At 54.1% G+C, this 15,085-nt stretch carries 12 protein-coding genes; all 12 read right to left on the reverse strand.

What is annotated here, in order from left to right; all coding sequences use genetic code 11:
• Nucleotides 1-3: 3 nt before the first annotated feature.
• Nucleotides 4-486 (reverse strand): Mov34/MPN/PAD-1 family protein, encoded by a 483-nt coding sequence (locus AO268_RS13270; RefSeq protein WP_019334922.1) that lies wholly within the window; start codon nt 484-486, stop codon nt 4-6.
• Nucleotides 483-2,267, reverse strand: coding sequence for a HesA/MoeB/ThiF family protein (locus AO268_RS13275; RefSeq protein WP_038444650.1), 1,785 nt, complete (start codon nt 2,265-2,267; stop codon nt 483-485). The genes AO268_RS13270 and AO268_RS13275 overlap by 4 nt, the downstream gene beginning before the upstream one ends.
• A 216-nt stretch (nt 2,268-2,483) precedes the next feature.
• Entirely contained in the window at nt 2,484-3,494 is a 1,011-nt protein-coding gene (locus AO268_RS13280) for a nucleotidyltransferase domain-containing protein (RefSeq protein ID WP_257154379.1), read from the reverse strand.
• On the reverse strand, nt 3,494-4,660 hold the full coding sequence (locus AO268_RS13285) for an SAVED domain-containing protein (protein WP_025992777.1): 1,167 nt from the start codon (nt 4,658-4,660) through the stop codon (nt 3,494-3,496). The genes AO268_RS13280 and AO268_RS13285 overlap by 1 nt, the downstream gene beginning before the upstream one ends.
• 291 nt (nt 4,661-4,951) lie before the next feature.
• A complete protein-coding gene (locus AO268_RS13290) occupies nt 4,952-8,095 on the reverse strand; it encodes an efflux RND transporter permease subunit (protein ID WP_038444652.1) in 3,144 nt (1,047 codons plus the stop codon).
• Nucleotides 8,092-9,576: an efflux RND transporter periplasmic adaptor subunit gene (locus AO268_RS13295; RefSeq protein ID WP_019334917.1), complete on the reverse strand. Its 1,485-nt coding sequence runs from the start codon at nt 9,574-9,576 to the stop codon at nt 8,092-8,094. Before AO268_RS13295 ends, AO268_RS13290 begins: the two co-directional genes overlap by 4 nt.
• Nucleotides 9,573-10,829, reverse strand: a complete 1,257-nt coding sequence (locus AO268_RS13300; protein WP_019334916.1) for a TolC family protein — start codon at nt 10,827-10,829, stop codon at nt 9,573-9,575. Before AO268_RS13300 ends, AO268_RS13295 begins: the two co-directional genes overlap by 4 nt.
• 99 nt (nt 10,830-10,928) lie before the next feature.
• Complete coding sequence (locus AO268_RS33175; RefSeq protein WP_076963050.1) at nt 10,929-11,270, reverse strand: hypothetical protein; 342 nt, start codon at nt 11,268-11,270, stop codon at nt 10,929-10,931.
• Nucleotides 11,271-11,344: 74 nt separating this feature from the next.
• Nucleotides 11,345-12,283, reverse strand: a complete 939-nt coding sequence (gene copD / locus AO268_RS13310) for a copper homeostasis membrane protein CopD (protein ID WP_038444655.1) — start codon at nt 12,281-12,283, stop codon at nt 11,345-11,347.
• Between the two features lie 3 nt (nt 12,284-12,286).
• Nucleotides 12,287-12,670, reverse strand: coding sequence for a copper homeostasis periplasmic binding protein CopC (copC, locus tag AO268_RS13315; RefSeq protein ID WP_017341635.1), 384 nt, complete (start codon nt 12,668-12,670; stop codon nt 12,287-12,289).
• A gap of 339 nt (nt 12,671-13,009) precedes the next feature.
• Nucleotides 13,010-14,398 (reverse strand): copper resistance membrane spanning protein CopS, encoded by a 1,389-nt coding sequence (gene copS, locus AO268_RS13320; RefSeq protein ID WP_038444657.1) that lies wholly within the window; start codon nt 14,396-14,398, stop codon nt 13,010-13,012.
• Nucleotides 14,395-15,057, reverse strand: coding sequence for a heavy metal response regulator transcription factor (locus tag AO268_RS13325; protein ID WP_373562128.1), 663 nt, complete (start codon nt 15,055-15,057; stop codon nt 14,395-14,397). Before AO268_RS13325 ends, copS begins: the two co-directional genes overlap by 4 nt.
• Nucleotides 15,058-15,085 lie beyond the last annotated feature (28 nt).

Here is a 15,085-nt window from a genome sequence, read left to right on the forward strand (position 1 = left end):
AGTTCATCTGACCCAGGTTGCCTCAACATATCTGCCGTCCCTGAACGACCACGCCTTGATACCTTCTGGTTTTTCGGACTTGCCGACAATAATGGCTATTGGGTGCGGCAGATCCTGCGTGTAACGTGCAGCAAATTTGGAGAAACTACCGATGTCTGCCGGAGAGATCACCGGAACGGATTGGGGATGCGTATGCCAATAGCCCACCAGGCGTAACCCTTGTTCGTTGGCAGCCTGGATCTCCTGACGGCACCGCGCCGCATCCAACTCTAGCCAAGACCAGCCTGACCGATCGGCGCGATGAGGCAACGTGGCCAAGGCCAGCAGCAAACCTTTCGGATCAACAGGGTTGACGAATAACTGTCCACCTCGCTCCACGCCAAAAAGGCCCTGCCGATGACTATCCAAGATGTCCGCGACCGCCTGGGACACCAATAGCTCGGAGTCCACCTCCGGCCATCGCCAGCGCCATGCGATATCCGTCATACCATTTCGTCCTTATCTTCCGGCCATCCGCGTTCGAGTAGGATTTGCTGCGTCCCCTCTGGCAGTTTGGGCCCATGGTATTGGCCTCCTAGGCTCAGCACATCTTCAGGCCTATAAATGCTGCTGACCCAAGATGCAGTGGCGATCTTGCCGGTCAATGCGCGTAAGGCCGTGTGCGACACCATAGAGGCGATATTGGTCATTCCCAGCGAGCCGCCTGGGATAAAGCTCTCGCCACACGCGGGCAGTGGAACAACACCGCCTCCCGGCCACTCTGTAAATCTATGCAAAAAATCGCCGACGTCCGTGAACAACTGACGGCCATCAAAGGTGCCGCCTGGTGCGAATAGAGCATGGCCGACCTGGGTATACGGTTCGCTCCAGGCTTGTAAAAGCCCCCAAGGAGCGCCGCTGGATTTGGTTCGCCATACAGTGACCTCCGACTGCCAGTCTGCTGTCGTGATCACCACCAGATCTGCGTTATCGAACACTTCTGGTTTGCTACTCATCACTACTTCGGCAAAAGTCGAATAAGCGGTGCATTCTGTCGTCGGAAGATCTAACAGAATCTTGTCCCTCAACGCTGAGGCTTTCAGCCTCCCTAGGCTATCCGCTCCCAGAACGTGCCTCCCCAGATTGGCTGACACCAAAGTGTCAGGATCGATGAGGGTAAGGTGGCCGACACCGGATCGTGCCAATTGTATTGCCACCGTACTGCCTAATGAGCCAACGCCAACACAAACGACTCGAGCATTTTCAAGGTGCTGTGCAGTGCCGCTTATATCGCGGGACAGGATGGACGCTCGATCAAGCACATCCAGGGCAGTTGCTCGGACGAGCGCCGGAGGATGAGCATTTGCGATAGCTGGCCGCCGGCGAGCTGTACGCAAGCCAAACTTTGCCCCCCGCTCCTGCTGTACACCGAGCGAACGCACATTGAGACAATATGTTGGAGCATCTGCGCCTCCTGGAAGCTCCAGAACAATCCATCGACTCGCCAACGTTCCATGCAGCTCAAACCATGCCAGCAATTGCTCGGCATCGTCTGGTTGAAGGTGTGGCTTTAGCCACAGCAATAAATCTTCTGGATCCGGGGTGCGGATATCCGGATAAGTCTGAAGCTTGACGTAAAAACCGGGAGTTTCGGCCGCACGAATGACAGCAGAGCGCCCGACGACCCGTCGGTAATGCCCTTTGAGTGCAGCTACATTCGATGCTAACCAAACCGTTTCCTGACCGGATGGCACAGCTCGGCGCGGATCGCTGAGCGCAAACAACTGCGAGGCAGCCTGAGGTCGATCCAACAGTAAGAGGTTCTGGAATGACTGCCCGTGCTGAAACGACCAGTAGGTAGTGATCTCATTCTGAAATTCGATATCGCGTGTTGCCTGGTTTGATCCCATCTTGGACAACGAAACGATCTGGGCCAAGCGAGCAAGGCTGTCCTCTACCACGACCTCCGGGGAGCCCATGATGGGGCGTTCCTGAAAGCCATGAAGGCAAAGCCCCGACTTAGTGGCATGCGGCCAAACCAGCCATGGAGAGGGTTCGACGTTCAGCCGCAAGAGCCCGCGGGGAAAGTTGGAGGGGAAACCTATACGCAGTCGCCGCTCCTGCCCCGTGTAATCGATGGGCAAGGGGAAGTGAAAGCACGCCGCTTCGTCAGCCCGCATGGGTGCGGGCTGGAGCAATGCATCGGCAGCATCCTGACCTAGGGTGTTACGCAGTGCGGCGATTCCGCGCTGCAATGGTGTCTTAATAGGATCAGCCAAGGCGTCCAACTGGCTTTACGCTCGACTGAGAGGTTCCGCCACCGCTGGCCCCTCCGAAGAGCGAACCCATCGAAGCAGAGTTTCGAGTAGTGCCATCCGGTCGACCGGGCATCGTCCAATTCGCAGGGATTTCATTGTTCACTGCCGTGATGAACGCCGGCGCAATACCGAAGTTCTTTTTCACTGCCTCGGCAAAGGAGTCATTGGATTCAAAACTTTCCAAACCTAATGACACAGATGCACTGGCGTCCGCATGCCACTTGGCGAATGCCTGACGGTAGCCTTGCCCCTCGCCCGGTCGATTCCACTTCTCTGCAAAGTTTTCGCCGTTATCGGCAGGGGTGCAGACATAGCAGTCGCTACCTCTATGCGCGATGTGCTGCGGCATTCTGCGAACGATTTCCAAAATTGCGGTGCCAGAGGCTTCGACTGCGACTCCTTTACGACATCCAGGTATGCGTGCGTGGCTAGAGTGGTGATGACCGCAGATATTGGGCGAGTATCAGCGCTCCTTGTCTTGATGGCCCATTCATCGCGATGCCGCTTGAGCAGCTTAATGGTCGCACGCAGGGGATCTTGATCGATGTAATCCTGATAATGCGGCAAAGGATCTTGGGTCGCGGCATCAAGCATCCGCTGGCTTTTGGCAACCACTAAGCTTTCCAGAGAGATTTCCTGGGCGGAAGCGACCTGCAACCAATTCGAGTAAGGAATAGGGCTGCTCGCTTTCCATCCTGTGACTCGATCCGGAACCTCAAGCTTACCCTCGCCGTTTGCTTCGCCATTTCCGTTGATCGCCCGGGCAGGTGTGACATCGATGTGGAAACCTGGATTTTCGTCTGCATAAACGATTCGAATACCACGACGTAGTTGCTTAACTTCTTCCTGAACGCGGGAGCCTTCCCTAAAACGCTGCTCAATCGCCTCTAGAACTTCCTTCGCACCAGCGCCTTGAGCGTGAGGGAGCCAGATAATCGCGTCCGCATCAATGGTGTCCAGATCCGCAGGCGCGCCGGGAATTGGCTTAATGGTCGTTTTCAGCCGCATTGAGCCCTGAACGAAAATATGAGCCTCAGCGAGCAACGGATTGTCGGAAGCCGAGAGGATTTTTTCCAGTTGGGAGTAGCGGTCATTGATTTTTTCGTACTGCGCTTCCGACAGCGAGATCTCCCGCGCGGCGCGAAGCAGAAAATATTCCCAACTGCTGCGCTTGGTCTGTTCGTTGCTCAAAAGCATTACATAGCCTCCTGGGCCACGGGACCCAATTGCAGTGTTTGCGTAAACCGATCTTGGTTTTCTTTGTCCCGATCGAAGATCAGGTATGTATGTTGATGCTGTGTTGTGAGCAACGCGCCAAACTCGATGGCCAATGCCGCAGGAATGGCGGCGAAGACGTGGATGGGGTCAGGAGTCAGAGCCTCAAGCTGGCTCAGTCGTATTTGAAGTGCGTCGCGAAAAGCATGAATCACCCGACGGTTCTGTACCATCGCGTAGCTTGGTTCTGGGATCGACAGCTCTGCAATACGTGCACCGGGTAGAGCGTCGGTCACGTCGCGTACTGGAACTTGCGCAGAAATGGAGAGCACCAACGCCAGTGGGCCATCGCCGTTGGGTGGAGGCGTAAACAGAAAACTAGGCGGCTCAGCAGACTGATCGGGCCAGCGCAAAAGATGCTCGCGATGAAAAGAGAAGATCAAGCGTTTGGAACGGTCGCCGATACTCTGGCCCAACATCATCAAGGCCGGAATGTCGGCCAAGCCGACTACTGCTAGCGCGGGCGAATCGCCATAAGTGCCGCCGCGACGCTTGAGTTGCTGCTCCAGCTCATACTGGACGCTGTCTTTGACGTTCTGCCAATAGGTAGTGTCCCTGCCACGTGGTCCGGGCGCAGCGAAGGCGATTTTGATGCCTTGATCGAAGGCGGTTAATCCCTCGGCGGACATCGCAGTCAACAGATCGCGAACGGGGATATCGTTGATCGTCTGAAAGTGCTGACTCTGGACGATGAGAGGAATGGCTCTGCCACCATCGGGGGTCGTTGCGGCGAGTCGGATGCGTTCAAGGTACGCTTGGTGCAAACCGCTCAGATCATTTTCAGGGTAGCCATCTGCGTCACGATCAATTTTGTCATGACAGCCTGGGCACAGGAGCATCAGGTTAGCAGTATCGTTAGTGTGCGCCTCAGCATCATGATCCGCGCGTCCCCGAGGCCCCTTGGGACTGGCGGGTAAGATATGCGCCACTTCGCCCCATTTCATTGGCTTGCCGGCACGATAGTCGAACGTTAGATCCGTACCGCACAGTTCACAATGACCAGCGGTCTGTGTCCATACGATCCGCTTCGTCTCATCATTCGTGTTAAAGCGCCCGCTCGCGGGCTTAGCGTCTTCTTTTTCTGCCATTTCGACCGACCCCCGAAAAACATCCATGATTGAAAACGATGATGGCAAGATAAGATCATATTAGGGTCATTCGTCCCGATTTCAAGAGAGATCTGAGGGTGACGAATGCTGAGTCGCCTTTTAGCAGGATGCTTTTTTGGCTCATCGAAAGGCGGTGGTGGCGGCGTTCGTTTTCTGGCAAGTGCTGGTGGGTAATGGCACTGACCACAGCGTATGTAGGACTGATGAAAACGAGCTGCGCAGCTCAAACGAGGCTGCAAGCGCAGCCCCTTTCGTATGCGTTTTTACGCGTCAGTGCTTGCCAGGCTCAACGGACAAGTGTCGACGACGCATGAGGTGATAGGCCGCCGGGATCACAAACAGCGATAGCAAGGGTGCCGTAACCATACCGCCAATCATCGGGGCGGCAATGCGGCTCATAACCTCGCTACCGGAACCGCCTCCCAAAAGTATAGGTAACAAACCAGCGATAACCACTGCCACGGTCATAGCCTTAGGTCGAACGCGCTGGACAGCGCCTTCACAAATCGCGGCCATCAACCCGCGTTCTGTGTTGTCACCGAGGTCTTGACGCTCGGTCCATGCATTTTTCAGGTAGAGCAGCATGATCACGCCAAATTCGGCAGAAACACCGGCCAAGGCGATAAAGCCGACCCCGGTGGCAACCGACAGGTTGAATCCCAACAGATAGAGAAACCATGCCCCGCCCGTGAGAGCGAATGGCAGCGTGGCCATAATCAGCAAAGCCTCATCAAGGCGTGCAAATGTCAGGTAGAGCAACACGAAGATGATCAACAGCGTGGCAGGCACCACCAGTTTGAGTCGTGCGTTGGCCCTTTCGAGAAACTCGAACTGACCTGAGTAGCTCAGGCTCATGCCGGGCTGCAACTTGACCTGCTCACTGACGACCCGGCGTAGATCGGCGACTACGGAGGCAATGTCCCGGCCACGCACATCGATGTACACCCAGCCTGAAGGCCGTGCGTTCTCACTCTTGAGCATTGGCGGCCCGTCGTTGACCTTGATCTTCGCCACGGTGCCAAGGGTGATCTGGCTGCCTAGCGGGGTGTAGATCGGCAACTGCTCCAAAGCGCCGAGCGAATCCCGCCACTCACGAGGGTAACGTACGTTAATTGGGAAACGAGCCAACCCTTCAATCGTCTCCCCGACGTTTTCACCGCCGATTGCGCCGGCCACGATTGATTGCACATCGGCAATATTTAACCCATAGCGTGCCGCAGCTTTGCGATCGATATCCACATCAATATAGCGGCCACCGGTCAGTCGTTCGGCTAACGCTGAACTGACACCTGAGACGTCCTTGGCAACACGCTCGATGGCTTGGGTGACGGCATCGATCTCCGTCAGGTTGGTACCGGCAACCTTCACGCCAATCGGGCTTTTTATGCCGGTGGCCAGCATGTCGATACGGTTACGAATAGGCGGTATCCAGATGTTGGTTAATCCTGGGACACGCACCACTTGTTCTAGCTCCTCAACGAGCTTTTCCTGGGTCATGCCTGGGCGCCACTGTTCGCGTGGTTTGAATTGAATGGTGGTCTCGAACATTTCCAACGGTGCCGGGTCAGTCGCGGTTTCAGCGCGGCCGGCTTTTCCGAAAACATGTTCGACCTCTGGAACTGTCTTTATCAGACGGTCAGTCTGCTGAAGCAGTTGCGCGGCCTTCTGCGCCGATAATCCAGGCAGAGCTGACGGCATATAGAGCAGGTCCCCTTCGTCCAACGGGGGAAGAAACTCACCACCCAGACGAGAGATCGGCCACAACGCGCTGACAAAGACTAGCAATGCAACCAGCAGCGTTACTTTAGGTCGACGTAATACGGCGTCCAGAGCGGGCTCGTAGATCCGGATCAACCAGCGATTTAGCGGATTCTGTTGCTCATTAGGAATTCGTCCGCGAATCCAATACCCCATCAACACCGGAACTAGAGTTACCGACAGTCCAGCCGCTGCGGCCATAGCGTAGGTTTTGGTGAACGCCAATGGACCGAATAGACGTCCTTCCTGAGCCTCCAGCGTGAACACCGGAATGAACGACAGGGTGATGATCAGCAGACAGTAGAACAATGCGGGTCCTACCTCGGCAGCCGCTTCAGTCATCACGTGCCAATGACGTTCACCTTTCAGTTCCTCCCCAGGATTAGCCACGTGCCAAGCCTCGACCTTCTTGTGGGCGTTTTCAATCATCACCACGGCAGCGTCGACCATGGCGCCGATGGCGATGGCAATCCCGCCAAGGGACATGATGTTGGCGTTGATACCCTGATAGCGCATTACGATGAAGGCGATCAGCACCCCAACCGGCAGGGAGATGATTGCCACCAGAGATGAACGCAGGTGCCAGAGAAAGATTCCGCAGACCAACGCGACGACGATGAACTCTTCGATCAGCTTGTGGCTGAGGTTTTCCACGGCACGATCAATCAACTTGCTGCGGTCGTAGGTGGTGACGATTTCTACCCCCGCCGGCAGACTGCTTTTCAGCTCGTCGAGTTTGGTCTTGACCGCCGCAATGGTTTCTCGAGCATTCTTACCGCTGCGCAGAATTACAACGCCGCCGACGGTCTCACCTTCGCCATCGAGTTCGGTGATGCCTCGACGCATCTCAGGCCCCATCTGAATCGTGGCAACATCGCCCAGAGTGACCGGCACACCACCCGTGCCCAGTTTGAGTGGGATAGCACGAAAGTCATTGAGGGTCTTCAAGTACCCGGAAGCCCGCACAATAAACTCGGTCTCCGCCATCTCCAGCACCGCCCCACCAGTTTCCTGATTGGCCTTGCCGATCGCCTCGGTCACTTCAGACTGCGTGATACCCAAGCTGGCCAGCTTCACCGGATCAAGCTGCACCTGGTACTGCTTTACCATGCCACCCACCGTGGCCACTTCCGCAACGTTCGGTAGGGTCTTAAGCTCGAATTTAAGGAACCAGTCCTGCAAGGCACGTAACTGCGCCAAGTCATGCCCGCCGCTTCGGTCTACCAGGGCGTACTGGAAAATCCAGCCAACCCCAGTGGCATCAGGTCCTAAAGCGGGCTTGGCACTGGCCGGAAGCCGGCTTTGTATCTGGCTCAGATATTCCAATACGCGCGAGCGAGCCCAGTACAAGTCAGTTCCGTCTTCGAATAGTACGTAAACGAAACTGTCGCCAAAGAAGGAATAACCGCGCACAGTCTTGGCACCAGGCACAGAGAGCATGGTGGTTGCCAATGGATAGGTGACCTGGTTCTCTACGATCTGTGGGGCTTGGCCTGGATAAGGTGTACGGATAATTACCTGAACATCCGACAGGTCTGGCAGTGCGTCAATGGGCGTACTTTGAACCGCCCAGATCCCCCATGCCGTGACAAACAGCGTCGCCAGCAACACAAGAAAGCGGTTAGCCACCGACCAGCGAATAAGGGCCGCGATCATGGCTGGGTCCCAGAGCGTTCCAGACGCTCAACGCGCAGACCATCTTCCGTCTGGCTGACAGCGATCCGAACCTTGTCGCCCGTTTTAAGATCCTTCATCAGAGCTGGAGCGGCGAGAGGGAAAGTCATCGTCATGCCTGACATACCCAATGTTCTGAAGGGACCGTGGGCGAGCGTGACTTCTTTGTCGTTGATCTCAACGATCTGACCATCGGCCTCATGCAAAGCGCCTGCGGTTACAGTAGATGGCGAAACGTCCAGTGAGCTTGCGACAACGCCCTTGAGACTGGCCTCCGAGTCGAGAAGGAACTGGCCAGAAGTCACCACTTTTTGCCCCTCTTCCAAGCCTTTCAATATCAGCGTTTTGCCATCGTTATCTTGGCCTAACTGCACCTCCACCGGGCGATATCGACCAGCGTCTTCAGAGAGCATGACCAACGTACGTCGACCGGTACGAATGACGGCCTCGCTCGGCACCCACAAAACACTTTGCTCCGTCGAACGATTGAGACTTACCTGCGCGGTCAAACCTGGCCTGAGTCGGCCATCCGGATTGGGTAACTCAACTCGAACGCGAAGTGTGCGACTGTCCGAACTGGTTTCCGGAAGAATCGCACTGACGACGCCCTTGAGCACAACTCCAGGGAGCGCGGACAAACGCGCTTCGGCTGCTTGCCCTACAACGATTGACCCAGCCTCCGACTCTGGTACCGCCACGGCCAGCCAGACACTGCTCAAACCATTAACACGCGCGAGCGTCTCGCCTGCGGCCACCGTCATACCTTCACGCACACTCAGCTCTTGAAGCACACCACCAATAGGGCTGGTCAGAGTCAGGTTCGGTTGAACTTTGCCACTGCGCTCAACTTGAGCAATTAACTTAGTTGGCATTCCGGTGAGCCTCAATCGCTGGCGGGCCGCTGTCAGCAAGTCAGCATCGCCACTACGCTTGAGGGCGAGAAATTCCTCTTGAGCAGCTGCCCAATCCGGCACCAAGATATCTGCCAAGGCGGCATTCACTTTCAGCACATCACCAGGTGCATGGGCGTACACGCGCTCGACAAAACCCGCCGTACGGGCCTGAATGACTGCAACGTCCCGTTCGTTGAAGGCCAGAACACCTACCACGTTCAGTGTCGAGGCAAATACCCCTCGACTGACACTAGCCAGTCGCACACCAAGGTTCTGAGTCAGGCTTGGATCAATTCGAATGCCGCCGCTGTCCCCCTTGGTATCTGCGTATTGGGGGATCATCTGCATGTCCATGAAGGGTGACTTACCCGGTTTATCGAATTTCTGTTGTGGGTACATGGGGTCATACCAATACAGAACCTTTCGATCAGGAGAGGCTTTGGCTTCCTGATCCGGCTCGACACCAGCTACTTCGCTCATTCGCGGTTGGGCTAACCAGTAACCTCCGGCAACACCCAAGGCAATCGAGATGCCGACAACTAAAGTCCCTTTCCATACTTTGAAATTCATTGAGCGGGCTCCCCGTAAGAGAAATACAGGCGAGCGCTGGTGAGAGCACGTTGCTCTTCAACGTCAATCTGCTTGAGACGGGCTTCGATGAGTTCGCGTCGGGCGGCCACAACCGAGTTCAAATCACCTTTGCCGGAACGGTAGCTAGCCATGGTGAGTTCAACCTTTTCTTTAGCCAGCGGCAACAAGCTTTCCTGATTACGGTTGACTGCACGATTGAGTCGCTCGTAGTCGGCCAACTCATCCTCCAGTTGCTGGGTATGCTCGCGCGACAGAGCTTCCCGCTCAGCCTCAAGCTGGTTGAGTTCGGCGTGCTTTGCCGCAATTTTGGGGTTTTGCCGAGAGTCAGGAAACAGCGGGAGATCCCATGAAAACTGGACGCTAACCATGTCACCGAATTGTTTGCCTCGATGCTGATAGTCGAATTCCCAGCTCCAGTCAGATTGCTTTTCCGCCTCAGCTTCACGGATCTTGGCTTGTGCTTCACGGGTCATCGGCACATACGCCGCCAATTCAGGGTGATGTTGCAGCTTATGGGAGTATCCAGAGGTTTCAATGGGCCAATCAGGCAAGCTGCCCGCCGGTTTGTCATTGGCAGCTGGGCCAATCCAGCGCTTGAGGGCCGCCCGGGCCTGTGCACGTTGGCGAACTAAATCATCCTGCTGCTCCGCCAGTTGGGCAGCTTCCTGTTTAGGTGTCACCGCATCGGCGGGTTGGGCGCGGCCACCCGCAATCTGAGATCTGACGGTATCGGTCAGAAGACGGTTTTCTTTGTAGAAGTCCTGGAACATCGCATCTTTACGCTCAACCGAGTAGCTACTGATCCAGGCCAATGCCGTGGACTGTCGGACGTTCAGACGCGCCACTCGACGCTCAGCGGACGCTCGATCAACAGCCGCATCCGCGACCTCGATACGTGCTTTGCGCTTATCGCTGTTGGGCATCTCCTGTCTGACCCCGACCATTTGCATGGTCATGAAGTCCTGGTCGATGCTCCATCTGTCGGCACCACCAATGGGGTAGTTCTGCACGCCCAGCAGTAGCTTGGGATCGGGTAGTTCGCCAGCGGGAATGGCCGCACTGGTGGCTGCTTGAATTTTGGCGTCTTGTGCGGTCAACGACGGTGCATTGTTTTCGGCCAGCCGCAGCGCTTCATCGAGTGTCAATGCACCAGCAAGGCTCGGCAATGCCAGTACGCTTGCCGCCAGGCCGGCCACGAGGGACCAACCTGTGCAAAAGCAGTTGGAGTTCATGTTCACGATTCCTGTGATGATCCACCGCGCGCTTCATAAGACATGCGCGCAGATATGCCATCCCGCTAACGCGGAATGAGGCTCAGTGTGGTACAGGAATCAAGTACGGGGCGGTCGCCATAACCCAGAAGGGGTTTGTACGAGTGGGAAATGGCTGGAGAAGGGCGGAACGATTGGACTGGACAAGGTAATAGGAGGCTTGATGATCGAGACTTGCAGCATGCCGCCCGTTTTGCATTCCTGGCCCGACTTACAAGGTTTGCCATGCTCAGCGGTACTTTTCATGTCGTGACAGCAGTCTTGACCCATACCATCCTTCATCGCTATATCCATGGTTTTCATCGGGCATGGTTCAGTCGATGCCTGAACACCCGCCATCCCGCTAAGGGGAAGCGCCAAGCTAATTAGGAAAATCAGGCAAAACCGCACATAGCGTTTCATGGGCTAAAGTGTAGACGGTGCAAATGGCCCTTACAATTCACCCTTAAGACTCCTGTATTGGCTGTTACCAACGTCTATGCTGCGCTCATTTCCATGACAGGGCTTAAAGTACCTAACCATGCGACAAGACAGATAATGATGACCGCCATTGAAAACTCAAGTTTCATGCTACGGCGCAAGGCATTCACCGCGACAGCGTATTCGCCATTGCGAACTGATCGCTCCAATAAGGGGCTTAGATGAAAACGGTTAAGCGTGGCTAATACGATCATCCCTGCAAATAGCAGGATTTTCAAAAATAGTAACTGGCCATAAGTGCTGAGCATCACCTCATCGAGGCTTGGTCCTACGATAAATAGGTAATTCACCACGCCCGTTATACTGATGATTACTACAATCACCGCGCCGGCCGATTCAAACCCTGTCAGTACCCGAGCAAGAACTCGTACTTCCTGATCACCTTTCAGCGATTTTAAACGCAGCAGCAGTGCAAATGCTGCCAACGCACCCAACCAACCGCCTGCGGCCAAGAGATGGAAGATGTCGCTAGTAAAATGCCAGTAACGACGGCTCCCTTCGTCCATCGCACCATGCCCTGTCCATGCCAGCGTCGCTAGCGCAATGGCGCCACATACACTGACAATCCAAAGACTAAGTGTCGGAAAGCGCTTACTCAGAGCAACGCCGACAACAGCCGTCAGCAACGCCACTATCCGGACCATCCAGGTCAAACCGACGTCCGTCCCCATGAGAACCATTTGAAAAATATGGTGATGTAGCTCCATGAAGCCCGACACACCACTCATAGCTTTCGCAAGCAACAACATGGCTGCTAGAGACAGAGCTACACCTAAAACAGATGTACTGTAAAGAAGCGACTCAAAATTTAAAACTGCTCCCGATACTCTCTCTTTTCCTCTCAGGCTATAAAGACCAAATATTGCCAGTCCAAATAACAGCATCAGATCAAAATATAGAGCAAAGCGAACAGCTATATTTATTGAGTCGCTCATGAATCATTTCACTTTGAAAGAAAAATTGCCGGTAATTGGATGAGTGTCAGACGAGACGGCACGCCACTCAACTTTATAAGTACCTGTGGTCAATGGCGATGCAGGCGTAATAACCATCGTCTTAGGATCTCCACCGCCTGCAACAGCTGCTTTAACGCCCATTGGGGAGTTAGGCATGCCAGGCATATCGGTCATGATCAGCTTAGCACCGGAAAACTGAGTCGTTAGATTCTCAGAAAATTGCAGTTCAATTTTCGCAGGAGCAGCAACATCCGACCCTTCTGCTGGAGTGGAAGAAAGCAGCTTTGGATGTGCCTGAGCAACTGCACTCAAAAGCAAACCCGCTGTCAGTGCTACAGCTACGGTGGTGGTTTTAAGGAATGACATGCAAGACTCCTCACAGCAAAAGCTGTTGATTCTAGGTTTTTGATGAGTATCTAGTTATTACTTTTACGCTTATTAAAAACACTGGCGAGCTACCTAGCAAATTCCTTGTTCTAGGGCGGGCTGGACAGGAATAATCACAAGAATTCCAACGTCACAGCGCAAGTACACGATGCCACACGAACGCAAACTATTCGATTACATTTCAGTCAGCTTGGACCTGCTTTGGGACGCTGAATTTCTTGAAAAAATGGTTAAAACGGGCTTCCGTTTTGCGACGTGCACACCGTGAAAACCGTTCGCAAGACCACATAGCTGCTCGGGTGTATATGGTGTCGTTGACTATGCATTTTCTGCACTCGCACATGGGAGTTGTATATGAAAGGCTGTTTTTCCATCTGACGACGTGCACCATATCTTGCCGCCATGCGACTCGATAATGGATCGAGTGATTGATAAGCCTAGCCCCGCATTACTTGGGTTTCCTTCTCTACGAGCGGGGTCCACTCGATAAAATCGATCAAACAGTTTTTCAAGGTGCTCAGGAGCGATAGGTTCTCCAGGGTTTTCCACGGAGACTGAGATTGACGTCCCTTCCTGCCTTATATCGACGCTAATACATTTCCCTGCGGGGGTGTACCGGAGCGCATTTGAGAGCAGATTAGAGATAGCCCTGTCGAGCATAAGAACGTCACCTCGGACGCTGCCTCTCCCTGTCACTTTGAGGTCGATGCCTTGCTCATCAGCCAGCAAGCGGTAGTACTCGAGTAATTTTTCTACTAGTGCTACCAAGTCTATCGGTTTGTTTTCATGAGAAATCAGACCATTGTCAGATTTCGCTAGAAAAAGCATGTCATCGATCATCCGGCCCATACGCTTCAGGTCATCAAGATTCGAGTACAAGTTGTCTTCGTAGTCCTCAATATTCCTTTTTCTAGATAAAACCACTTCGGTGTGAGTCATCAAATTGCTGACAGGTGTTCGTAGTTCGTGAGCAATGTCCGCAGAGAAGTTTGATAAGCGAACAAATGCATCGTCCAGTCTAGATAACATTGCATTGAAAGAAAGCACCATCTGCTGAAGCTCTTTAGGAACGGCCGCTAAAGGAATTCGTTCTTTGAGCGATTTAGCAGACATTGACGCAGCGACTTGAGTAACCTGGCGAATAGGCCTTAGTCCACTGCTCGCGACCATCCAGCCCAGCGCCGCACTGACCAGCGCGCTTATAAACAACCCTATCAAAAACCAGCGTTCAAGCGTCTCAAAGAACGCCATATGTTGCGTAACGTCAAAGATTAACAGTACGGTCAGCGGTTTTTCTTGTCCCGTCACAATCGCTTGCGCCGTTATTCCCCGGAACGTTTGCTCATCATCACGCCACTCCCAAACATTGTTGTTTGAGGTCGTGCGAAAGTCTTCAGGAATATCGATTGGACCTGGATCAGCAAAAAGGGTCTTGCCGTGACCATCGAAGATCAGGGCTGTCAAATCTCGGTGAGCACCCAGCAGCGCCTCCAACTCAGGCTTAACATCACTGAACTGGTCAATGCTACTCAATCCCGTCAAAATTCTTTGGGTCGAGTGTAGCTTCTCGTTTAGCGCCTGCTGATCTAGCATTTTGAAATGATGCCGGCTAAGGCTGTTAAAACTGAGTCCAGCGACGGTGAGCACCGCCGTTACAGCTAGCATGAACATCAGGCTCATGCGGGTAGTCAGAGACATTCGCTTCATTCCAGCCCCGTCCCAGAATCCGGCGCATCTAGCATGTAGCCCATGCCTCGGGAGGTGTGGATAAGCTTGACCTCAAAATCATCATCAATCTTTGCTCTGAGCCGCCTTACGGCGACCTCGATGACGTTAGTATCGCTGTCGAAGTTCATGTCCCACACCTGGGAAGCGATAAGCGACTTAGGCAGCACCTCACCTCGACGACGGAGCAGCAATTCGAGTAACGCAAACTCTTTGGCCGTGAGATCTATACGTTTGCCTCCACGGACAACCCTGCGCTTGAGCAGGTCAACCTCAAGATCAGCCAATTTCATATGAGTTTGGGAGGGGGCTGTACTCCCTCTTCGCAGCAGCGTTCTGACGCGGGCCAGCAATTCAGAAAAAGCGAAGGGTTTTATGAGGTAATCGTCTGCCCCCAGCTCAAGTCCTTTGACGCGATCCTCGACGCGGTCTCGCGCCGTGAGAAAAAGCACGGGGACATTTTTTCCGGATGCCCGCACCTTCTGAAGTACTTCCCATCCGTCCAGCCCAGGCATCATCACATCGAGAATCAGCAGGTCATAAGCCTCGCTCAACGCGTGTTGAAGCGCCTCCTTAGGATGGTCTGAAGTAGCCATGTATTTCCCCGGCATACCACCTAGCGCAACTTTTAAACTCGCCAAATGATCAAAAAACAATCAATTCGACGAG

Source organism: Pseudomonas sp. ICMP 8385 (assembly GCF_002699915.1).
Lineage (GTDB): Bacteria > Pseudomonadota > Gammaproteobacteria > Pseudomonadales > Pseudomonadaceae > Aquipseudomonas > Aquipseudomonas gessardii.

Bases quoted from the DNA above. Each gene is read 5' to 3' on its own strand.
- AO268_RS13270 (WP_019334922.1), bottom strand. From the start codon at position 486: ATGACGGATATCGCATGGCGCTGGCGATGGCCGGAGGTGGACTCCGAG.
- AO268_RS13280 (WP_257154379.1), bottom strand. From the start codon at position 3,494: ATGCTTTTGAGCAACGAACAGACCAAGCGCAGCAGTTGGGAATATTTT.
- AO268_RS13285 (WP_025992777.1), bottom strand. From the start codon at position 4,660: ATGGCAGAAAAAGAAGACGCTAAGCCCGCGAGCGGGCGCTTTAACACG.
- AO268_RS13290 (WP_038444652.1), bottom strand. From the start codon at position 8,095: ATGATCGCGGCCCTTATTCGCTGGTCGGTGGCTAACCGCTTTCTTGTG.
- AO268_RS13295 (WP_019334917.1), bottom strand. From the start codon at position 9,576: ATGAATTTCAAAGTATGGAAAGGGACTTTAGTTGTCGGCATCTCGATT.
- AO268_RS13300 (WP_019334916.1), bottom strand. From the start codon at position 10,829: ATGAACTCCAACTGCTTTTGCACAGGTTGGTCCCTCGTGGCCGGCCTG.
- AO268_RS33175 (WP_076963050.1), bottom strand. From the start codon at position 11,270: ATGAAACGCTATGTGCGGTTTTGCCTGATTTTCCTAATTAGCTTGGCG.
- copD (WP_038444655.1), bottom strand. From the start codon at position 12,283: ATGAGCGACTCAATAAATATAGCTGTTCGCTTTGCTCTATATTTTGAT.
- copC (WP_017341635.1), bottom strand. From the start codon at position 12,670: ATGTCATTCCTTAAAACCACCACCGTAGCTGTAGCACTGACAGCGGGT.
- copS (WP_038444657.1), bottom strand. From the start codon at position 14,398: ATGAAGCGAATGTCTCTGACTACCCGCATGAGCCTGATGTTCATGCTA.